The sequence below is a fragment of the Sphingomonas glacialis genome, from assembly GCF_006439055.1.
Taxonomy (GTDB): domain Bacteria; phylum Pseudomonadota; class Alphaproteobacteria; order Sphingomonadales; family Sphingomonadaceae; genus Sphingomonas; species Sphingomonas glacialis_A.
Window position 1 is genome coordinate 1,195,523 of record NZ_RCZC01000002.1, and the last position, 20,449, is coordinate 1,215,971.

Here is a 20,449-nt window from a genome sequence, read left to right on the forward strand (position 1 = left end):
GGAGAAGGTGGAGCGAAGCGCCGGATGAGGGTGGCTGGGTGTTCCGCTTCGACCCTCACCCTTCCCACGCCTGCGGCGCGGGCCCAGTTTCGGGTGAACAGCGCCCCGCGCTGTTCAGGCCATGCGGGGCATGGCCGACCCGAAACTCCTCTCCCGATGGGAGAGGGCGTTGCGATATTGCACTTCCCGCCCCGCTCCCCTATAGCGCCGCGCTTCGGCCAGGGTCATCCCTGGAGGCTTGGCCGGAAACACCACAACCGTATTTCGGAGTAATGCAATGAGCGACCAATTGGAGCTCGCAGCCGAGACGCGCGAACAGGTTGGCAAGGGAGCCTCCCGTTTGCTTCGTCGCGAAGGCCGCGTCCCCGCCGTGATCTACGGCAACAAGCAAGAACCCCTCTCGATCCACGTCGAGGAAAAGGCGCTGATGCGTCTCCTCATGACGGGTCACTTCATGAATTCGGTCGTCATGGTCGACGCCGGTGGCAAGCAGATCCGCACCCTGCCGAAGGACGTCTCGTTCGACGCCGTCACCGATCGTCCGACGCATGTCGATTTCCTGCGCATCGGCGCGCACACCACCGTGCACGTCAACGTGCCGATCGTCTTCGCTGACGAGGACGATGCCCCCGGTATCGCCAAGGCTGGCGGCGTGCTCAACATCACGCGCCACGAACTCGAGCTGGTCTGCGACGCCGCCGACATCCCCACCGAGATCACGATCTCGCTCGCGGGTCTCGACGTCGGTGCCTCGATCCACATCTCGGACGTGAAGCTGCCCAAGGGCGTCACCCCGGCGATCGCCGACCGCGACTTCGCGATCGCGACGATCGTTCCGCCGACGGTCCCGACCGTCGAGGACGAAGAGCTCGAGGCTGCGGTTGCCGAAGCACAGTCGGCTGAAGCAGAGGCCGAGGCCGCTGCAGAAGACGACGCCGAAGGCGACAAGGCCGAGTAAGCAGCTGCTGTCCCCTTGCGGGATGCACACAATCGGGGCAGCGGAGGCAGAAGCTTTCGCTGCCCCGTTCGTTTGAAGAAGGTAGGCTTTCGCCGTGCAAATCTGGGTCGGCCTGGGCAATCCCGGCGCGCAATATGCGCTCAACCGGCACAATGTCGGCTTCATGGTGCTCGACACGATCGCCGACCTGCACGGCTTCGGCGCGGTCAAGAAGGCATTCCAGGGCTGGACCCAGGAAGGCCGCATCGGCGCGCAAAAGATCCTGCTCCTCAAGCCCGCCACCTTCATTAACGAAAGCGGCCGCAGCGTCGGCGAGGCGATGCGCTTCTACAAGCTGAGCGAGGGCGACGTCACCGTCTTCCACGACGAGCTCGATCTCGACCCGTTCCGCGTCAAAGTGAAGACCGGCGGCGGCACCGCGGGGCATAACGGCCTGCGCTCGACCGAAGCGCATATCGGCAACGCCTTCCGCCGCGTCCGCCTCGGCATCGGCCACCCCGGCCATAAAGACAAAGTCAGCCCGTATGTGCTCGGCAATTACGCCAAGGCCGAGATGGATTCGCTCGCCGACATGCTCGGCGCAGTCGCGGCCGAGTCATCATGGCTCGCTAGCGGCGACGACGGGCGATTCATGAGCGACGTCGCGTTGCGACTGGGAGACAAGAAGTGACCACGCGCAGCCTGTTCGCCACCCCGCTCTACGAAGCGAAGCTCAAGAACGCGGCGCTGGTCGCCGAGCTCGAACGCTCGTGCCACGCGCTCGCAGAGGATGATCGCGCCGGGCGCGGTTGGTCGAAGGCGCATGGCTATCGCGGCTACACCTCCTACGCCTCGCTCAACGATCTGCCGGTCCGCGACCCGGCGTTCGGCGATCTGGTCAAGCTGCTCAACAAGCATGTCGCCAAGTTCGCCGAGGAATGCGCGTTCGAGCTCGACGGCGGCAAGCTCAAGCTCGACAGCCTGTGGGTCAACGTGATGAAGCCGGGCGGCATGCATGCCGGGCATATCCACCCGCACAGCGTGGTCTCGGGAACGGTCTATATCGCCGTCCCGCCGGGCGCGGGCGCGATCAAGTTCGAGGATCCGCGCCTCCCGATGATGATGGCCGCCCCGCGCCGCCGCGACGACGCGATCGAGGCGCTCAAGACCTTCGTTTCGGTCGAGCCGCAGGCGGGCAGCGTGCTGCTGTGGGAAAGCTGGCTGCGCCACGAAGTCGCGCCGGGGACCGCCAAGACCGAGCGGGTGAGCATCAGCTTCAACTATCGCTGGTAGGCGGCGCTACCCCCTAACCCGTCACCCCGGGCTCGTCCCGGAGTCCACCGTGATACGAACGCTGCAGCCGCAGTGCGCGCGGCACGGTGGGCCCCGGCACGAGGCCGGGGTGACGGGTCAGGCGCTGGCGCTCAAAACGCGTAGGTCATCACCAGATCCGCCACCGGATTGCGCGCTGAATGACTGTCGTCGCGCAGCCCCGGGACCGTCTCGTCGGCATACATCGCGGTCGAGCGGCCGACCATCATGCCGCCCTCGACGCCGATCTTCATCCGGTCGCTAAGCGCGGCGTCGTACCCCACCATCGCGACGGGCGCGTAGTTTTCATAGCCGTCGCGCAGGTTCACCGCGCCGACCGGAAGCCGCATCAGCGCCGCCCTCCCCGCCGCCGCGCCCGGCCCGACATCGGAAGCGCGGTAGCGCATGTGATAGCTCGATCCGACCGACACTCGCAGACCGCGATCGCCATGCGCATAGGCATCCTTCATGCCGGTGCCGCGCGCGCGCAGATTCTGTTTGAGCGTCTTCACCGCGTTCGCCTGATAGCCCCGCGCGAGCCGCAGATCGTACGACACCGCAGGCTGGGCCCCCGTTTCGATATGCGGGGACAGCGACACGAGAGCGGAAGCGGTCGTGCCGCGCGGAACAGTGGGGTCTACCGCGGACGCCGGATCTTCGAGCGAAACGATGTGCGATTCGAACTCGGCTGCATTGGCGAGGCCCGGCGCCACGCCCGAGAGCAGGATCGTGACACAACAGCTCTGCAGAGACTTTCGGCGCATCGCATTGACCCCAGCAAGAAACTCCAACGTACGACTCGGCGCGCGAGCGCCTTGATCCAGAATCAACAGCCTATGCCTTTGCCGGTTCCCAGCAAGGGCCTTCGTAGTGCGACAGGCTGGTCTTTCGCGGCACAAAGCCGTATCGGGCGCGCATCACGCACATCATCGCACACCAAGGAATATCATGGGTTTTCGCTGTGGCATCGTCGGGCTGCCCAATGTCGGCAAGTCCACCCTCTTCAACGCGCTGACGCAGACCGCGGCAGCGCAGGCGGCGAACTATCCGTTCTGCACGATCGAGCCGAACGTCGGCAACGTCGCGGTGCCCGATCCGCGGCTCGATAAGCTCGCCGCGGTCGCGGGTTCGCAGAAGATCATCGAGACGCAACTCGGGTTCGTCGACATTGCCGGGCTGGTGCGTGGCGCGTCGAAGGGCGAGGGTCTGGGCAACCAGTTCCTCGGCAACATCCGCGAAGTCGACGCGATCGTCCATGTGCTGCGCTGCTTCGAGGATGACGACGTCACGCATGTCGAGGGCAAGGTCGATCCGATCGCCGATGCCGAGACCGTCGAGACCGAGCTGATGCTGTCGGATCTCGAAAGCCTCGAGAAGCGCGTCCCCAATCTGCTCAAGAAGGCGACGCAGGGCGACAAGGAAGCCAAGGTCGCCGCATCGGTGCTCGGCCAAGCGCTCGAACTGCTGCGCGAGGGCAAGCCCGCGCGGTTGACCGTACCCAAGGACGAGGATGAGACGCGCGCCTTCAGCCAGGCGCAGCTGCTCACCGCCAAGCCCGTCCTCTATGTCTGCAACGTCGAGGAGGCGAGCGCCGCCAACGGCAACAGCCAGTCGGCGCGCGTGTTCGAGAAGGCCAAGGCCGAGGGCGCCGAAGCCGTCGTCGTCTCCGCCGCGATCGAGGCCGAGATCGCGACGATGGACCCCGCCGAACGCGGCGAGTTCCTCGCCGAGCTGGGCCTCGAAGAGACCGGCCTGACGCGCGTGATCGTCGCTGGCTATCGGTTGCTCAAGCTGTTCACCTTCTTCACCGTCGGCCCGAAGGAAGCGCGCGCCTGGACGGTCCATGCCGGCGCCAAAGCTCCGCAGGCGGCCGGCGAGATCCACACCGATTTCGAGCGCGGCTTCATCCGCGCCGAGACGATCGCCTATGACGACTATGTCGCATTGGGCGGCGAAACCGGCGCGCGCGATGCCGGCAAGCTTCGCCAGGAGGGCAAGGAATATGTCGTCCATGACGGCGACGTGCTGAACTTCCGCTTCAACGTGTGAGGCCATCGCCGGTCGCCATCACCACGTTCCGCGCCGAGTCCCAAGCGGACGTCGTGGCGCTGATCGTGGGGATCCAGGCCGGCGAATTCGGCGTGCGGATTACCGCCGCCGACCAGCCCGACCTCGCCGACATCCCCGGCTTCTATCAGTCGGGCGCCGGCGGGTTCTGGACCGCGGTGGTGGACGGAGAGATCGTCGGGACGATCGCATTGCGCGATTGCGGCGGCGGGCTGGGCGCGTTGCGCAAGATGTTCGTCGCGCCCGCCTGGCGAGGGCGCGAGCATGGCGTCGGCGCGGCGTTGCTGGCGCACCTGCTCGCGCATGCGCGAACCGTGGGGCTGGAGACGGTGATGCTCGGCACCACGGCGCAATTCGTCGGCGCGCATCGCTTCTATGAGAAGAACGGCTTCGTCGAGATCGCCATGGACGCGCTGCCGCCGTCGTTCCCCCGAATGCCGCTCGACACCAAATTCTATCGGCTGACGCTGGGCGCTGCCGCGTCCTTGCCCGAATGATCCCGCGCTGTTTGGCGGCCTTTGCCTTCGCGGCGTGACGAAGGCTAGGCGGCCCCGCGATCGCCTGTCATAGCGCCGACGCAATCGTGTCGCAGGGGATCGCATATGCGTTGGACCACCAAGATCTTTGCCGCCGCCTTGTGCGCTGCCCTGCAAGCCTGCGTGACCGCACCCGCCCCCGGGCCACGCCCCACCGCACTGCGCGAGGAAGCGCGTACGCCCGTCACGATCCTCGTCTCGATCGATGGTTTCCGCCCCGATTACCGCTCGCGCGGCGTGACGCCCAACCTCGATGCGCTTGCCGCGAGCGGGATCAGCGCGGCGATGCGGCCGTCTTTCCCGTCCAAGACCTTCCCCAATCACTGGACGCTCGTCACCGGCCTCAGGCCAGACCGCAACGGCATTGTCTCGAACGCGATGGAGGACGTCGCGCGCCCCGGCGAGAAGTTCACGATGGAGGATTCGAAGGATCCCTTCTGGTGGAACGCCGCCGAGCCGCTCTGGGTCACCGCCGAGCGCGGCGGGGTGCGCAGCGCGACGATGTTCTGGCCAGGCGCGAACGTTGCCTGGGGCGGCACGCTCAAGGGCCATGGCGCGACCAGTGGCGGGGTGCGCCCCGAGGATTGGTGGCCGTTCGACCAGGCGGTACCGAGCGAGCAGCGCGTCGCCGGGGTGATCGACTGGCTCCGGCGTCCTGCGGCGCAGCGGCCGCGCTTCATCACGCTCTATTTCGATACCGTCGACAGCGCCGGGCACAGCTTCGGCCCCGATGCGCCCGAGACGACCGAAGCGGTCAAGCAGGTCGATGCGCAGATCGGCGCGCTCGTATCGGGGCTCCGCGCGCTCGGCCAGCCCGCCAATCTGGTGATCGTCGCCGATCACGGCATGGCGGCAACGAGCCCGGCGCGCACCATCGCGATCAACAGCATCGCCAACCCGGCGGACTATCGCCTGTTCGAATCGGGGCCGTTCGCCAGCCTCTACGCAGTGCCTGGCCACGAGGCCGCGCTCGAAAAGGCGCTGCTCGGCCATCACACGCATTACGATTGCTGGCGCAAGAGCGAGATCCCGGCGCGGCTGCACTATGGCACCAACCCGCGCATCCCGCCCTATTTCTGCCTCGCCGAGACGGGCTGGTCGCTGAGCGCGACCCCGCCGCGCGCCGATGCGAAGGCGGGTGGCAATCACGGCTTCGACAATGCCGCGCCCGAAATGGCGGCTTTGTTCATCGCCAGCGGCCCCGCGATCAAGCCGCTCGGCACGCTGCCCGGGTTCGACAATGTCGATGTCGCGCCGCTGATCCGCGATCTGCTGAGGCTGCCCGCCGGGACCGGGCTCGACGGCGACGATGCGCCGTTCCGCGCGGCGCTCGCCAAGTAGGACTTGCCTTCGCCGCGAGAGCGCTAGACACTCGCGCGATGCAATATTTCGAAGATATCGTGGTCGGCAGCAAAGCGTCGTTCGGCCAGTATGCGGTGCTGCACGACGAGGTCGTCACCTTCGCCAAGGCCTATGACCCGCAGCCGTTCCACCTCTCCGATGCGGCCGCCGCCGAAACGCATTTCGGGCGGCTGTCGGCGAGCGGGTGGCACACCTGCGCGATGACGATGGCGATGGTGGTGGAGAACCTCAAAGCCCACGATCAGGCCGGCCTGGGATCGCCCGGGATCGACGAATTGCGCTGGCTCAAACCCGTCTATCCCGGCGACACGCTGCGCTGCGAGACCGAGATCCTCGACAAGCGCGCGTCGCAGAGCCGCCCCGAGATGGGGAGCTATCGCAGCCGGATGACGGTGCTCAACCAGCACGACGTCGCGGTGATGACCTTCGTCTCGATCGGCCTGATCCGCACGCGACCCGTTGGCTGACGCCGCTACGCCCCGCCCTCGGGCGAGGGCGACGGGCCAGCACCATCCGGGGTGCCGCTCCTAGCGGCGGTGACCGCCTCCACGCCCGGGCCCGCCGCGCCCACCGAAGTTTCCGCGATTGCCACCGCCTGGCCGCCCCTGGATCCCATAGTCGCGCCACATCGGGCGGATCTCGCGACGCGCGCCGCGCCACGGCTGCGAGCGGCCCTGCCAATAGCCGCGCTGCTGGTTATTCCAGCGATGCCGGACGTTGTAGCGATCGTAGACGTAATAGCCCGAGCCCGGGTAATAATAGTCGTTGTTCCAGCCCCAATAGGGATCCGCGCGGTATCCGCCATAATAGGGGTCCCACCCGCCTGCTCCGTATCCGACCTGAACGCCGCCATAACCATAATCGTCGACGCAGGCGGATAGCCCGCCGAGCGACACCAAGGCAGCGGCGGCAAGTGCGAGTTTTTTGAGCGGCATGACGCGATCCTTGAGCGGAGGCGCGCCGGACGGTTCGTGGGGCGCGGTGATACAGGTCAACCCGGACGCGCCCGCTTTGGTTCCTCTGCGGCTCAGTGCCCGGGGTAGGCGATCAGCGAATCGACCGTGATGCCATCCGAGCGGAGCGCATCGGCGCCGCCGAGATCGGGGAGATCGACCAGGAACTGCGCCTGTTCGACCACCGCGCCCGCCTTGCGCAACAGCCGCAGCGCGGCGCGCGCGGTGCCGCCGGTGGCGATAAGATCGTCGACCAGCAGGACGCGCTTGCCGGGCGTCAGCGCATCGGCATGCATCGCGATCCGGTCGATGCCGTATTCGAGCGCATAATCCTCGGCGATCGTCGCGCCGGGCAGCTTGCCGTCCTTGCGGATCAGCAGCACGCCGGCGTTCAGCGGGCGGGCCAGGGCGGCTGCGAAGAGGAAGCCGCGCGCCTCGATCCCGGCGATGAGATCGATCGGCCCGAGCGTGGTCGCCGCCATCCGCGTGATCGTCTGTGCGAAGCCATGGGCATCGAGCAGCAGCGTCGTGATGTCGCGGAACTGGATGCCGGGTTTGGGGAAGTCCGGGATCGTCCGGATCAGCGCCTTGAGATCGTCATTGTCAGCCATAAGATCCTCGTCGCCCCGGCCAAGGCCGGGGCCGTTATGCCGCGCTGCGAAACGACTGTCCCGCAGTCAACGTAGCGGCCCCGGCCTTCGCCGGGGCGACGTCTATGGATCAGTGCTTAATGTCGCGCCAGATGTTCTGATACGCGCCGTAGGACAGCACGCAGAACAGCAGCAGGAAGCCGAGCACCGCGAGGCCATAGCCATGCCGCGCGGGCAGGTTCGGCTCAGCCGCCCAAGTCAGGAACGCCGTCACGTCCTTGGCATTCTGGTCGACGGTCGATTTGGTGCCGTCGAGATAGGTGACCTGCCCATCCTGCGTCAGCGGTGGCGGCATCGCGAGGTTGAGGTTCGCGAAATACGGGTTGTAATACAGGCCGTCGGGGACCTTTGCGTCGGGGAAATGCTTGAGCAAGGCGGCCGGCTGATCCTGATAGCCCGTCAGCAGCGAATAGACATAGGCCGGGCCTTCATGCCGCGCCTTGGTGATCAGCGACAGGTCTGGCGGGTTGCCCGTGCCGGGATAATAGACCGTCGGGAAATAATCGGCTGGCGTGTTGGGCCGATCGGTCGTGTCGCCCGACTTGGGGTCGAACTGCTTGGCCTTGACCGCCCAGTCGGCGGCGAACTTCTTCACCTGGCCCGCGGAATAGCCGAGCTGCGTCAGGTCGCGGAACGCGACGTGCTTGAGCGAATGGCAGTTCGAGCAGACTTCCTTGTAGACCTGCAAGCCCCGCTGGAGCTGGCGCTCATTAAAGGTGCCGAGCAGACCGTTCGAGGCAAGCTCGACCTCCTTGGGGTGGCGATGGAATTCCTCGACCGCGGTCGGCGGCGCCGGATCGGTGACCGCGCTGTAGACGGTGCCGAACAGCGCCCAGGCGAGGCAGGCGACGATACCGGCGCCGATGAGGATTGCGATTGCGCGAACCATTGGTCTGATTGCCCCTTATTCGGCCGGAACCGGGCTACCGCTGAGCGCGGTATGAGCCGGACTGGTGCCACCCTTTTTCGCCAAGACCGCCTCGGTGATCGAGTTCGGCAGCGGCCGCGGCCGCTCGGCGCGCGAGACGATCGGCAGGATGATCAGGAAGTGCGCGAAATAATAGGCCGCGGTGATCTGCCCGAGCGCGACCTTGAACGGCGAGATCTCCGACCCGCCGACCCAACCGAGCACCAGCACGTCGAGCACCAGCACCCAGAAGAAGATGCGGTACAGGGGGCGATAGTTGGACGAGCGCACCGGCGAGCTGTCGAGCCATGGCAGGAAGAACAGCAGCAGGATCGACCCGAACATCGCCAGCACGCCGAGCAGCTTGGCCGGAATGAACAGGAAATCCGCGGTGAACGAGCGCAGGATCGCGTAGAACGGCCAGAAATACCATTCGGGGACGATGTGGGCGGGCGTCTGCAGCGCGTTGGCCGGGATATAGTTATCCGGATGGCCGAGGCTGTTGGGTGCGAAGAACAGCAGCGACGCGAAGATCAGCAGGAACACGCCGAGCCCGAAACCGTCCTTCGCGGTATAATAGGGATGGAACGGGACCGTGTCCTGCTCGCCCTTCACGTCGACCCCGGTCGGGTTGTTCGAGCCCGGAATGTGCAGCGCCCAGATGTGCAGGATGATGACGCCCGCGATCACGAACGGCAGCAGATAGTGGAGCGAGAAGAAGCGGTTGAGCGCGGCGTCGTCAGGCGCATATCCGCCGAGCAGCCAGATCCGGATCGTGTCGCCGACCACGGGGATCGCCGAGAAGAAGCCGGTGATGACCTGCGCGCCCCAGAAGCTCATCTGCCCCCAGGGGAGCACATAGCCCATGAACGCGGTCGCCATCATCAGCAGGAAGATCGTGACGCCGAGCAGCCAGATCATCTCACGCGGCGCCTTGTACGATCCGTAAAAGAGCCCGCGGAAAATGTGGATATAGACCACGACGAAGAACATCGAGGCGCCGTTCGCGTGCGCATAGCGCAGGAACCAGCCGCCATTGACGTCGCGCATGATGTGCTCGACCGAATCGAACGCGACGCCGCCATTGGCGGCGTAATGCATCGCCAGCACGATGCCGGTGACGATCTGGATCGCGAGCGCCGCGCCGGCGAGCACGCCGAAGTTCCAGAAATAGTTGAGGTTGCGCGGCACAGGATAGCCCGCACCGACCGCGCCGTAGACGAGGCGCGGGAGCGGCAGGCGCTCGTCGATCCATTTGGTGAACCCGCTCTTGGGTTCGTAATGCTTGGCCCAGGGAAAGCTCATCTCTCTATCCTCAACCCACCACGACCGTCGACGGCGACGTGAACTTGTAATCCGGCACGAACAGGTTCTTCGGCGCCGGTCCCTTCCGGATGCGCGCCGCAGTGTCGTATTGCGAGCCGTGGCATGGGCAGAAATAGCCGCCGAACTGGCCGCGATCCTCGCCCGACGTGATGCCCTGCGGAATGCAGCCGAGATGCGTGCAGACGCCGAGCGTGATCAGCCAGTTCTTCTTGCCGCGCGTGCGCTGTTCGAGCGTCTCGGGGTCGCGCAGCGACTTAACGTCGACCTTGTCGGCCTCGGCGATTTCCGCGGGCGTCAGGTTGCGCACGAACAACGGCTGCTTGCGGAACGAGACGACGATGCCCTGCCCGGCCTCGACCTTGCTCAGATCGACTTCGGTCGTGGCGAGCGCGAGCACGTCGGCCGAGGGGTTCATCTGGTTGATCAAGGGGACGATGATGGCGATCGCGCCGACGCCGGCGACCGAGACCGCGGCGATGCTGAGGAAATCGCGACGGCGTGGCTCCCCGTCATGGTGCGGTTCCTCGTGCCGGGGAACTTCCAGGGTGTTACCGCTTGCCATCCACTCGCCCTTGTTCTTCGCTCCCCCGCCACAGCGCGCGGTTGAGCGATCGATTTTGACACGGCGGCCTGCATGACGGATCGACAAGCGCGCCTGAACGCTTCCCTCGATTGGGGAAGCTTGAACGCTCTGTTAGCCGGGCCGCCAAGCTTTTGCCAACTGCATTTTAAGAGTGCTAGCGGGGCGGCATGCGTATTGCCCTTTATCAACCCGACATGGCCGGCAATGTCGGTGCGATCTTCCGGCTCGGTGCCTGCCTCGGCGTCGGGGTCGATGTGATCGAGCCGACCGGCTTCACGTGGAGCGAGAAGGCGCTCGCACGCTCGGGGATGGACTATGCCGAACTGGTCGAGGTGCGGCGGCATGTCGACTGGGAGGCGTTCGTCGCGACCGTGCCGGGGCGAATCGTCTTGCTCTCGACGCGCGGCGGGGTGCGGATCGATGCCGCTGCGTTCCGCGCCGACGATGTGCTGCTGATGGGATCGGAGGGGAGCGGCGTGCCCGATGCGGTGCACGACCAGGCCGATCTGGCGGTGCGGATCCCCTTGGTCGAGGGAATGCGCTCGCTCAATATCGCGGTGGCGGCGGGAATCGCGCTGAGCGAAGCGCTACGCCAGACGGGCGGATGGCCCACCTAAATCCTCCCCCGGGAACCGGGGGAGGGGGACCGCTCGGCTTCTTCAGCCGAGGGGTGGAGGGGGCCTCTCCACGAGCGTTACGCTAGTGGCGGCCCCCTCCACCACCAGCCTGAAGAAGGCTGGCGGTCCCCCTCCCCCGCTGCGCGAGGGAGGATTGAAGAAGCATCAGATTCTCGGCACAACAGCGGCATGGACCTCGACCCCGAACAAACCACCGCCCGCATCTGGTTCGAGCAATTGCGCGACCAGATCTGCGCCGAATTCGTCGCGATCGAACGCGAAGCCGGATCCGACGCCGATTTCGACTACACCCCCTGGGACCGCACCGACCCGAGCGGCGGTGACGGTGGTGGCGGCGTGCGCGGCGTGATGAAGGGCAAGGTCTTCGAGAAGGTCGGCGTCAACGTCTCGACCGTCGGCGGCGCGTTCGAGGGCGAGTTCGCCAAGTCGATCCACGGCGCGGCGGAGGACCCGACCTTCTTCGCCACCGGCATCAGCCTCGTCGCGCACATGGCCAACCCGCACGTCCCCGCGGTCCATATGAACTGCCGCTTCCTCGTCACGACCAGGCGCTGGTTCGGCGGCGGCGCTGACCTCAACCCGCCGCTCCCCTACCCGGAGGACACCGCCGAGTTCCACGCTGCGATGAAGGCAGCGTGCGACCCGCACGGCGCGGACTATTACGAACGCTATTCGAAATGGGCCGAGGACTATTTCTACATCCCGCACCGCAAAGTGCACCGCGGCGTCGGCGGCATTTTCTGCGACCATCTCGAGGGCGATTTCGCCGCCAATTTCGCCTTCATCCAGGATCTCGGCCGCGCGTTTCTCGACGTTTACCCGAAGATCGTGCGGCGGCGGATGAACCTGCCCTTCACGCCAGCCGACACCGCGCAGATGCTCGAATGGCGCGGGCGCTATGCCGAGTTCAATCTGGTCTATGATCGCGGCACGCTGTTCGGGCTCAAGACCGGCGGCAATATCGATGCGATCCTGATGAGCCTGCCACCGCTCGCGACCTGGTCGTGAGCCGATGGGGCTGACCCCGGTCCGCGACGACGCGGTCGCCGCGATCGTCACCACGCTCGAGATGCGGCAGAAGCCGCCGCTGCGCCCGCTGCCCGCCTCGCGGTTGCGGCTCGCACGCTGGGAGGCACCGACGCCCGATCGCTACCGCGCGCTGTTCCGCCGCGTCGGCGCGCCGTGGCTGTGGTTCTCGCGCCTCGTGATCGACGAGGCGGCGCTCGTCGCGATCATCCATGATCCGGCCGTCGCTATCTACGCCGCGGTCGATCCCGCGGGGATCGAAGTCGGCATGGTCGAGCTCGACTTCCGCACCCCGGCGACATGCGAAATCTCGTATTTCGCGCTTATCCCCGAACTCGCCGGCCAGGGCCTCGGCCGCTGGCTGATGGCCGAAACGCTCGCGCGCGCCTGGACGAAGGGGATCGAGCGCGTCTGGCTGCACACCTGCACGCTCGATCATCCGAGCGCGCTCAATTTCTACCGCGCGCAAGGGTTCACCGCGATCAAGCGGACGATCGAGACCTTCCCCGATCCGCGCGTCACCGGGCATCTGCCGCCCGAGACGGCGCCTCAGATCCCGCTCTTGAGCCGCCGATAGAGCGCGATCTCGATGAGGATCGCGGCGAGCGTCGCGATCGTCCGCGCGGCGCCATTGCCGACATCGAGCACTGCGGCGACCACCGGATTGGCCATCGGCGCACCGTTCAGCGCACTGCCGAGCAGTTCGAACGGCAGCGCGAGCAGGTCGCCCGCGATCAACGGCACGCAAGCGAACGCCATCAGCGTCAGCCCGTGCCCGCGCGTCAGCGCGAAACTGCGCCGCCACGCTGCGATCACGCCGAGCGGGCGCTCTGCGACGAACGCCGGGCCGATCGGCATCAACCGGCCTTTGAGGTACAGGCCCGGGATCAGCAGCAGCGACGCGATATTGACCGGAAACGTCACCAGCAGCGCGAGCAGGAGGTAGCGCGGCAGCAGCGGCAGCGCCTGGCGCAGCGCGGTGGCGACATCGGGGCGGTCGCGATCGGTATAGAGCAGGAACAACGTCAGCGTGCCGAACAGCGACGCCAGCGTCAGCGCCAGCACGAGCAGGTCGTTCTGCTTCGACCAGACCGCCACCGCATCGAGCCACGCCTGCAGCGCGGCCGGATCCGAGCTCGACGCAGGCAGCGGCGGGGTCGGATCGACGAACATCACCTGCGCCACCTTGGGTACCAGCAGGAACACGCCCCCGACCCCGATCAGCAGATCGCGATCGCGCTTGGCCATCGCCCAGGCGTCGCGCAGCACGGCAGCAGCATCGAGTTTCATGAGCGCGCGACGATCGCCTCGCGGGCGGCGAGATAGAGCTTGGCGAGGAACACCACCGCGAGCAGCGAGAACAGCGTCGAGACGCCGGCGACGACGATCTGCGTCAGCGTGCTGGCGAGCGTTACCCGCCCCTCGCCGCCGAGAACGAGCGCGAACACCGTCCCGAATACGCTCTTGGCAGCCGCCGAAGCGACCCACGAAACCACGCCATACAGCAACACCACGCCGATCACCTTCCACGCGATATGCCGCGTCAATTCGAAACTCCGGCGATAGACGCCCAATCCGCAGCGCTCTTCGAGCAGGATCGGGGTCACCAGCACCACGCAGCGCGCATAGGCCCAGAACAGCAGGACGGCCAGTACGAGACTGTAAAGCGTCACGAATGCCATCGCGCCACCGTTTACGTCGCCCGGCTGCAGCGTGCCGGCGGCGAGCGCGGCCATGTTCATGCCGCTGAGCCCGAACGCGATCCCGATCGGCGCCACGAGCACGAGCACCACCGCGAGCGTCACCAGCCCGATCCCGAGCACGGGCAGGAAGCGACGATTTGCCGCCTGTACCGCGGCGGCGCGCGGAATTGCCGGATCGAGCGCGAGCGCGGTGATCGCCAGCCCCGCCCAGCTCGTCAGCAGCGACAGCAGCAACACGATGATTCCGAGCAGCACGTCGCCCGCCTGCCCGCTCGATCCCATCAACGGCATCAGTATGCCGAGCAGCGCCAGCGGCACGAACAGTCCGAGCAACACCAGCGGGGTCATCGCGCCACGGCGCTCGCTCAGGCATTCGGTGGTGCGATCCCACACGGTGCTCATCGTCACGGTCACGTCGTCTCTCCCCGGTTCCGCGCACGGCCCGCCCCGAGCGCCCGCTATTAGCGCGACGCGGCGGCGCTTGCCAATCACTTGCGTCCGGCTGGCAGCCGGGCCACATCGCGCAGGTGACCGATCTTCGCGACGACATCGAATGGCGCATCACCCCAGCGCCTGTCCCCTATGCCGAGGCGCTCGCCGAAATGGAGGCGCGCGCGCTCGCCGTGGCGGAGGGCCGCGCGCCCGAACTCGTCTGGCTGCTCGAACATCCCGCGGTCTATACCGGCGGGACCAGCGCCGATCCGAGCGAGCTGCGCGACCCGCAATTCCCGGTGGTGCAGACCGGGCGCGGCGGCCGCTACACCTATCACGGCCCGGGCCAGCGGATCGGCTATGTCGTGCTCGATCTCAACAAACGCGGGCGCGACGTTCGGCAGTTCGTCCACGGTCTCGAGGGCTGGGTGATCGACACGCTCGGCGATCTCGGCATCACCGCATTCCGCGCGCCGGGGCGGGTCGGCATCTGGACACACCTCCCCGCCCCGCTCGGCGCCGCGCCGGCCGAGGCCAAGATCGGGGCGATCGGGGTGCGCGTGCGGCGCTGGGTGACGCTCCACGGCTTCTCGGTCAATCTGTCGCCTAACCTCTCGCATTTCGACGGAATTGTGCCGTGCGGGCTCCCCGACTTTGCGGTGACGAGCGCCGAAATGCTCGGCCGGCCGACCGATTATGCAACTTTCGACGCGGCCTTGGCGTTGCGCCTAGCAGCGTTCCTGCAAACTCATTCTATCAGCCAACAAAACTGGGCTTGAGGGCCAGGCGTTTCCGGACTAATGTCCACCACGGTTTGGGTATTAAAGGTCTCGAGGCCAACCAACCATTTATCTAGGGAGCTTTCCAATGCGTGCATTCATTTCCAAGGTCGCTGCTGGTTCGATGATCGCTGTTGCAGCGATCGCGATTTCGGCATGCACCCCGAAGACCGAGACGACGACGACCGACAACACGATGGTCACCGACATGAACTCGACCGACACGATGGGCGCGACGACCAACGACACGATGACGTCGACGGACGCCGCTGGCAACGACGGCATGATGTCGAACGACACCATGATGACGTCGAACACCACGACCACGACCACCAACGCAATGTAATCTTCCCGTCAGGGATTGATTACGGCGGAGGGCCGCCCGGGCAACCGGGCGGCCCTTTTCGATTCCGCCGCAATCGATTTCGTCGCAGATCACGCCCAAAGCGCGATGCGACGAAACGAAAAGAGTTGGGTTGCGCGACAAAAAGCCGTAATCGCAGCATCGTTAATGAGAGGCTTTCAATGACCGTGTTGCGTAAATTGGCTGCGATCACCGCAATCGCGGGCGCCGCCCTCGCCGTTACCCCTGCGTCGGCTCAGTTCTTTTTCAAGCCGCATGATTTCAGCGGCCCACCGATCCGCGGCGACGAGCCCGGCCTGCCGACGCTGCCCGGCGCGACCGATGAGGAAGTCCGCGCGAACCTGGTGTGGAATATGCGCTCGGCGCTCAACGTCGCGGCGCTGCAGTGCCAGTTCGAACCGAGCCTGTTGACGGTCGAGAATTACAACATCTCGCTGATCAACCATAAGGACGAGTTCAAGAAGTCGCTCGACATCATCACCAAATATTTCACGCGCACCAACAAGGGGCTCAAGCCCGGCCAGGCCGCGATGGACCGCTATGGCACCAAGACCTATTCGGCCTTTACCACGGTCAACGCGCAGCTGGGTTTCTGCCAGACCGCAGCAGCGGTCGCGACCGACGCCGCCTACGCCCCGCGCGGCGAGCTGTACAAGGTCGCTGCGCGTGACATGAGCTCGCTGCGCAACGCGCTCATCCCGTTCGGCGAGGAGCGCTTCTCGCGCCGCGTCCGCGTCGATACGCGGCTGTCGCTGGCGCGGCTCGACGACGCTTGCTGGGATAAGCGCGGCACGTGGGTTTCGCGCAAGTGCGGGCAGTTCTCGACCACGTTCCGCTAAGCGGGCGGGTCGGCGGCCTGCCTCAGCGCAGGCCGAGCGCCTTGTGCGCCTGTAGCGTCAGCCGCCACTGCGGGCGCGCCATGACGAGGTCGATCGCGGCGGCGTGATTGGCCTCGGCGGCGATGCTGTCGAGCGGTTGAATGAGGTAGTGCGCGAAGTTCCAAGTCTCGAGCTCGGCGACGTCGCTGCCCGGCTGCGGCCAGACGAGCTTCAGTTCGTCACCGCTGCGCTGGACGACTTGGCTGCCCGCCTTGGGGCTGATGCACACCCAGTCGATGCCGGGATGCACCGCGAGCGTCCCGTTGCTCTCGATCGCGATCTCGAAACCGGCGGCGTGGAGTGCATCAACGAGCGCATCATCGACCTGCAGCATCGGCTCCCCGCCGGTAAGCACGACGAAGCGATGCGCCGGATCCGCGCCCCAGAACTCCGCGACCGCCGCGACCAGCTCCGCGGCATCGGCGAACTTGGCCCCGCCCGCGCCGTCGGTCCCGACGAAATCGGTGTCGCAGAATTGGCAGATCGCGCTCGCGCGGTCCTGCTCGCGCCCCGACCACAGATTGCACCCGGCAAAGCGCACGAACACCGCGCGCCGCCCGGCCTGCACCCCCTCCCCTTGCAGCGTGAGGAACATTTCCTTGACCGCGTAGGACATGCGCTCAGACCGCGTAGGCGGTGGGATCGGGCAGCCCGGCTTCCTCGAAGCCCTTCTTGCGCAACCGGCAGCTGTCGCACACGCCGCAATGCAGCCCGCCCGGCGCCGGATCGTAGCACGACCAGCTGAGCGCCGGATCGATGTTCAGCCGCGCCGCTTCGCGGACGATGTCGGCCTTGGTCATGTCCTGCAGCGGGGCATGGATGCGGAACGGGCTACCCTCGACGCCCGCCTTCGTGGCGAGTTCGGCGAGCCCCTCGAACGCGGCGATGAATTCCGGCCGGCAATCGGGATAGCCCGAATAATCGAGCGCGTTGACGCCGATGAACAGATCGCGCGCGCCCGCCGCCTCGGCCCAGCCGAGCGCGAGGCTGAGGAAGATCGTGTTGCGTGCGGGCACATAGGTCACTGGGATGCCGGGCTGCACGCCATCCTTGGGCACGTCGATATCGGCGGTCAGCGCCGATCCGCCGAACGCCGCGAGATCGAGCGGCAGGACGACATGCCGCTCGGCCCCGAGCACATGCGCTATGCGCCGCGCCGAGGCGAGTTCGAGCCGATGCCGCTGGTTATAATCGACCGACAATGCGAGCAGGCGATAGCCCGCCTCGCGCGCAAAGGCCGCGGCGACCATCGAATCGAGACCGCCCGACACCAGGACGACGGCGAGCGGCGCGACGCCCGCAGGCGCTGCTGAAACAGGTTGGTTTGTCATAGTGTCCCGCGGGTACCCCCCGCTTTCGCGTTACGCAAGCGCAGCCCCCTTAGAAAAACGGGCCGCCCTTAGGCGGCCCAGGGGGTGCCCATCTCTGGGCGATTGGGAGAAAAGCGTGCGGTGATAAGAAGTGCACGCCCCGATCTAACCACCAAAGATTGAAAAGACCCTTAACGCGGTTATTTCAGCCGCACCGCACCCGTCGCGCAATCGCCGACGCGACGCGCCTCATATTGCTCGTCGAACGGCGCGCCGCCGAGAATGCCCTGCGTCTCGAGATTGAAGTTGCGCTGCGTCGCGACCTTCACGCTGGTCTGCCCGTGGCCGGTGCCGGGGCAGACATAGCTCACGCGGGCAAGATTGGCATCGTCGGCCAGGACGGTGTGCTGGCATTGCGCGCTGCCATGCCCGAACTGGATCAGCGGGCGCGCATCGCCGATGCAGATCGACCGCGCCGGCACGTCGCCATCGAGCGCCTTGAACTGCCACTCACCCGGCTCGATCCGCGCAAGCGCGGCCAGGGTCGGCGCGCCCGCGGGCGCCGCGGCGGCCAGACCACCCGTCGCTGCCAAGCCCGCAATCATTGCGTGCACCACGTTCCGCACTTGCATTGTATCGATCCCCGTCCGGCGTCGCGCAGATGCGCGCTCAGCCTGCTTTCCAGACCCGTATCTGGGGATACACCCGTGCTGTTACAATGCGTTTACGTAACGATCTCGCTCGCGGCGGGGACCGGGAACTTGGTCGCGCAGAAGGCGCAATCGACGAAGATCATGCCATTTTCGTCGGCCATCGCTTGTTGCTCGGACGGCGGGAATTTGCCGAGCACCTGCGCGATGTAATCGGGCGAGCAGCGGCAGCCGCGCGCGAACGCGGTCTCGCCGTGGAGGCGGACCTCCTCCTCCTCGTTGAACAGCCGCCAGACGAGCGTCTCGAGCGGCAGCGCGGGATCGGCAAGTTCGTCCGCCGCCATCGTTCCGCCGAGGATCGCGACATGCTCCCATTCGGGATGGTCGAGCCGCGTGTGGAGCCGCTCGCGGCCATCCTCGCCCTCGGGGAGATGCTGGAGCAACAGCCCGCCCGCGACGCGCTTGCCATCGGCGGCGCGGCCGACACCGACGCGGACCAGCGTCGGGATCTGCTCGGACTGGAGGAAATAATGCTCGGCGGCTTCGCTGAGCGAGCTGCCGTCGAGCGGGACGATACCCTGATAGCGCTCGCCCGTCGTCGCCTGGTCGAAGGTGATCGCGAGATAGCCTGCGCCGAATAGAGCGAACAGGCTCGGGTCTTCCGGCCCCGCGGCGAGCCGCTCGGCATCGTATTGGACATAGCCGCGCAACTCGCCGCCGCGGTAATCGCACACCAGCAAGGTGACGATGCCGTTCTGCGTCTGCGCCTGCATCGTCAACTGGCCGCCGGCATCCTTGAGCGTCGAGCCGATCAGCGCGGCGAGCGTCAGCGCCTCGGCGAGCAGCGCCTCGATCGCCGGCGGATAGGCGTGCGCGGCGAGGATGGTGTCGAGCACCGGCCCCAGCCGCACGATGCGGCCGCGCGCGTGGCGCTGCGGGATGGTGAAGCCGAGCGCGCGGTCGGTGTCGGTGCCGGTCGGGGCGGAGGAGATATCAGTCATCGGAAACTTTCGTCACCCCGGCGGAGGCCGGGGTCTCATGGGGCTCGGAAGCGCCCTACAACCAGGAGATCCCAGCCTACGCTGGGATGACGAATATGGTGGATGCTCAGGCGGGGTTCAACCGATCTGCCCGAAGCACCAGCGCAGCACCGATTTCTGCGCATGAAGCCGGTTCTCCGCCTCGGGCCAGATCAGCGATTGCGGGCCGTCGATCACCTCGGGCGTCACTTCCTCGCCGCGATGCGCCGGGAGGCAGTGGAGGAACACCGCACCGGGATTGGCCTGCGCCATTAGCGCGGCATCGACCTGATACGGCAGCATCGCCTTGAGCTTGGTGTCGGCATGCGCCTGCCCCATCGAGATCCAGGTATCGGTGATGACGACATCGGCGCCCGCCACCGCCTCGGCAGGATCCGAGACGACGCGCGCGCGCCCCGAGCCATTGCCGATCACCGCTTCGTCGGGCTGGAACCCTTGCGGGCACGCCGCGACGACGTCGAACTGCATCAGCCCAGCGGCCTCGACGATCGAGGCGAGCACGTTGTTGCCATCGCCAAGCCAGGCGACCTTTAGCCCGGGGAGCGGCTTGCCCGCCTCGAGGATCGTCAGCAGATCGGCCATGATCTGGCACGGATGCGAATCGTCGGTCAGGCCGTTGATGACGGGGATCGTCGCGTAATGCGCCATTTCCTCGAGCTTGGCGTGATCGTCGGTGCGCAGCATGATCGCATCGCAATAGCCCGACAGCACGCGTGCGGTATCCGCCACGGTCTCGCCGCGGCCGAGCTGGGTGGTGCCCGAATCGAGGATCACCGAGCTGCCGCCGAGCTGGCGGATCGCCATGTCGAAGCTGACGCGGGTGCGGGTCGAGCTCTTTTCGAACACCATCGCCAGCGTGTGGCCGGCGAGCGGCGCGTCGGCGTCGGGCTTGCCCTTGGGCCAGCCCGCGCGCGCCGCCTTGCGGTCGAGCGCATCGGCCAGCATCGCGGCCACGCCGTCGGGACCGGCATCGGAAAGCGAGAGGAAGTTACGCATC

26 protein-coding genes are annotated in these 20,449 nt (G+C 66.6%); 13 read left to right on the forward strand and 13 right to left on the reverse strand.

Annotation, left to right across the window (positions count from 1 at the left end):
• Positions 1-277: 277 nt before the first annotated feature.
• From EAH76_RS09505 to EAH76_RS09515, 3 genes are all read left to right on the forward strand, one after another.
• A complete protein-coding gene (locus EAH76_RS09505; RefSeq protein WP_140849968.1) occupies positions 278-958 on the forward strand; it encodes a 50S ribosomal protein L25/general stress protein Ctc in 681 nt (226 codons plus the stop codon).
• A 94-nt stretch (positions 959-1,052) separates the two neighbouring features.
• Positions 1,053-1,628, forward strand: a complete 576-nt coding sequence (gene pth / locus EAH76_RS09510) for an aminoacyl-tRNA hydrolase (protein WP_140849969.1) — start codon at positions 1,053-1,055, stop codon at positions 1,626-1,628.
• Positions 1,625-2,230, forward strand: coding sequence for a TIGR02466 family protein (locus EAH76_RS09515; protein ID WP_140849970.1), 606 nt, complete (start codon positions 1,625-1,627; stop codon positions 2,228-2,230). The genes pth and EAH76_RS09515 overlap by 4 nt, the downstream gene beginning before the upstream one ends.
• Positions 2,231-2,361: 131 nt before the next feature.
• On the opposite strand, the gene EAH76_RS09520 is transcribed toward EAH76_RS09515, so the two are convergent.
• The gene (locus EAH76_RS09520) at positions 2,362-3,012 is read right to left on the reverse strand and encodes a hypothetical protein (RefSeq protein ID WP_140849971.1); all 651 of its coding nucleotides are present in this window, start codon (positions 3,010-3,012) and stop codon (positions 2,362-2,364) included.
• A 184-nt stretch (positions 3,013-3,196) separates the two neighbouring features.
• Here EAH76_RS09520 and ychF point away from each other — a divergent pair, with 184 nt between their 5' ends.
• From ychF to EAH76_RS09540, 4 genes are all read left to right on the forward strand, one after another.
• Entirely contained in the window at positions 3,197-4,297 is a 1,101-nt protein-coding gene (ychF, locus tag EAH76_RS09525) for a redox-regulated ATPase YchF (protein WP_140849972.1), read from the forward strand.
• 53 nt (positions 4,298-4,350) lie between these two features.
• The gene (locus EAH76_RS09530; protein ID WP_241659615.1) at positions 4,351-4,812 is read left to right on the forward strand and encodes a GNAT family N-acetyltransferase; all 462 of its coding nucleotides are present in this window, start codon (positions 4,351-4,353) and stop codon (positions 4,810-4,812) included.
• Positions 4,813-4,917: 105 nt separating this feature from the next.
• Positions 4,918-6,192, forward strand: a complete 1,275-nt coding sequence (locus tag EAH76_RS09535) for an ectonucleotide pyrophosphatase/phosphodiesterase (RefSeq protein ID WP_140849973.1) — start codon at positions 4,918-4,920, stop codon at positions 6,190-6,192.
• 38 nt (positions 6,193-6,230) lie between these two features.
• Positions 6,231-6,680, forward strand: coding sequence for a MaoC family dehydratase (locus tag EAH76_RS09540; RefSeq protein ID WP_140849974.1), 450 nt, complete (start codon positions 6,231-6,233; stop codon positions 6,678-6,680).
• A gap of 60 nt (positions 6,681-6,740) precedes the next feature.
• Here EAH76_RS09540 and EAH76_RS09545 read toward each other — a convergent pair whose 3' ends face one another.
• The 5 genes from EAH76_RS09545 to petA all read right to left on the reverse strand — a co-directional run bounded on the left by EAH76_RS09545 (position 6,741) and on the right by petA (position 10,611).
• Positions 6,741-7,148 (reverse strand): hypothetical protein, encoded by a 408-nt coding sequence (locus tag EAH76_RS09545; protein WP_140849975.1) that lies wholly within the window; start codon positions 7,146-7,148, stop codon positions 6,741-6,743.
• 92 nt (positions 7,149-7,240) lie between these two features.
• A complete protein-coding gene (locus tag EAH76_RS09550) occupies positions 7,241-7,777 on the reverse strand; it encodes an adenine phosphoribosyltransferase (RefSeq protein ID WP_140849976.1) in 537 nt (178 codons plus the stop codon).
• A 109-nt stretch (positions 7,778-7,886) separates the two neighbouring features.
• Positions 7,887-8,705 (reverse strand): cytochrome c1, encoded by an 819-nt coding sequence (locus tag EAH76_RS09555; RefSeq protein WP_140849977.1) that lies wholly within the window; start codon positions 8,703-8,705, stop codon positions 7,887-7,889.
• Positions 8,706-8,720: 15 nt separating this feature from the next.
• A complete protein-coding gene (locus EAH76_RS09560) occupies positions 8,721-10,028 on the reverse strand; it encodes a cytochrome b (RefSeq protein ID WP_140849978.1) in 1,308 nt (435 codons plus the stop codon).
• A 10-nt stretch (positions 10,029-10,038) separates the two neighbouring features.
• A complete protein-coding gene (petA, locus tag EAH76_RS09565; protein ID WP_140849979.1) occupies positions 10,039-10,611 on the reverse strand; it encodes a ubiquinol-cytochrome c reductase iron-sulfur subunit in 573 nt (190 codons plus the stop codon).
• Between the two features lie 188 nt (positions 10,612-10,799).
• On the opposite strand from petA, the gene EAH76_RS09570 reads away from it, so the two are divergent.
• From EAH76_RS09570 to EAH76_RS09580, 3 genes are all read left to right on the forward strand, one after another.
• Complete coding sequence (locus EAH76_RS09570) at positions 10,800-11,249, forward strand: tRNA (cytidine(34)-2'-O)-methyltransferase (protein ID WP_140849980.1); 450 nt, start codon at positions 10,800-10,802, stop codon at positions 11,247-11,249.
• Between the two features lie 189 nt (positions 11,250-11,438).
• Positions 11,439-12,278, forward strand: coding sequence for an oxygen-dependent coproporphyrinogen oxidase (gene hemF / locus EAH76_RS09575; RefSeq protein ID WP_140849981.1), 840 nt, complete (start codon positions 11,439-11,441; stop codon positions 12,276-12,278).
• A gap of 4 nt (positions 12,279-12,282) precedes the next feature.
• Positions 12,283-12,873, forward strand: coding sequence for a GNAT family N-acetyltransferase (locus EAH76_RS09580; protein ID WP_140849982.1), 591 nt, complete (start codon positions 12,283-12,285; stop codon positions 12,871-12,873).
• Here the strand turns inward: EAH76_RS09580 and EAH76_RS09585 are convergent.
• Both EAH76_RS09585 and EAH76_RS09590 read right to left on the reverse strand, forming a co-directional pair.
• A complete protein-coding gene (locus tag EAH76_RS09585; protein WP_140849983.1) occupies positions 12,846-13,586 on the reverse strand; it encodes a hypothetical protein in 741 nt (246 codons plus the stop codon). The two genes, EAH76_RS09580 and EAH76_RS09585, sit on opposite strands and share 28 nt — an antisense overlap.
• Entirely contained in the window at positions 13,583-14,413 is an 831-nt protein-coding gene (locus tag EAH76_RS09590; RefSeq protein WP_194150963.1) for a hypothetical protein, read from the reverse strand. The genes EAH76_RS09585 and EAH76_RS09590 overlap by 4 nt, the downstream gene beginning before the upstream one ends.
• Before the next feature lie 113 nt (positions 14,414-14,526).
• Between EAH76_RS09590 and lipB the strand changes: the two genes are divergently transcribed.
• From lipB to EAH76_RS09605, 3 genes are all read left to right on the forward strand, one after another.
• Complete coding sequence (gene lipB, locus EAH76_RS09595) at positions 14,527-15,210, forward strand: lipoyl(octanoyl) transferase LipB (protein WP_140849984.1); 684 nt, start codon at positions 14,527-14,529, stop codon at positions 15,208-15,210.
• An 88-nt stretch (positions 15,211-15,298) separates the two neighbouring features.
• Entirely contained in the window at positions 15,299-15,556 is a 258-nt protein-coding gene (locus EAH76_RS09600; protein WP_140849985.1) for a hypothetical protein, read from the forward strand.
• A gap of 179 nt (positions 15,557-15,735) precedes the next feature.
• Complete coding sequence (locus EAH76_RS09605) at positions 15,736-16,413, forward strand: hypothetical protein (protein ID WP_140849986.1); 678 nt, start codon at positions 15,736-15,738, stop codon at positions 16,411-16,413.
• A 22-nt stretch (positions 16,414-16,435) separates the two neighbouring features.
• Here EAH76_RS09605 and queE read toward each other — a convergent pair whose 3' ends face one another.
• The 5 genes from queE to argF form a co-directional block, all read right to left on the reverse strand.
• Complete coding sequence (gene queE / locus EAH76_RS09610) at positions 16,436-17,068, reverse strand: 7-carboxy-7-deazaguanine synthase (protein ID WP_140849987.1); 633 nt, start codon at positions 17,066-17,068, stop codon at positions 16,436-16,438.
• A 4-nt stretch (positions 17,069-17,072) separates the two neighbouring features.
• Positions 17,073-17,783 carry a 7-cyano-7-deazaguanine synthase QueC gene (gene queC / locus EAH76_RS09615; protein ID WP_140849988.1) on the reverse strand — a complete coding sequence of 237 codons (711 nt, stop codon included), beginning with the start codon at positions 17,781-17,783 and terminating at the stop codon, positions 17,073-17,075.
• Positions 17,784-17,962: 179 nt separating this feature from the next.
• On the reverse strand, positions 17,963-18,394 hold the full coding sequence (locus EAH76_RS09620; protein WP_140849989.1) for a DUF3617 domain-containing protein: 432 nt from the start codon (positions 18,392-18,394) through the stop codon (positions 17,963-17,965).
• 92 nt (positions 18,395-18,486) lie between these two features.
• Positions 18,487-19,413, reverse strand: coding sequence for an Hsp33 family molecular chaperone HslO (locus tag EAH76_RS09625; protein WP_140849990.1), 927 nt, complete (start codon positions 19,411-19,413; stop codon positions 18,487-18,489).
• A gap of 117 nt (positions 19,414-19,530) precedes the next feature.
• A complete protein-coding gene (gene argF, locus EAH76_RS09630; protein WP_140849991.1) occupies positions 19,531-20,448 on the reverse strand; it encodes an ornithine carbamoyltransferase in 918 nt (305 codons plus the stop codon).
• Between the last annotated feature and the right edge of the window lies 1 nt (position 20,449).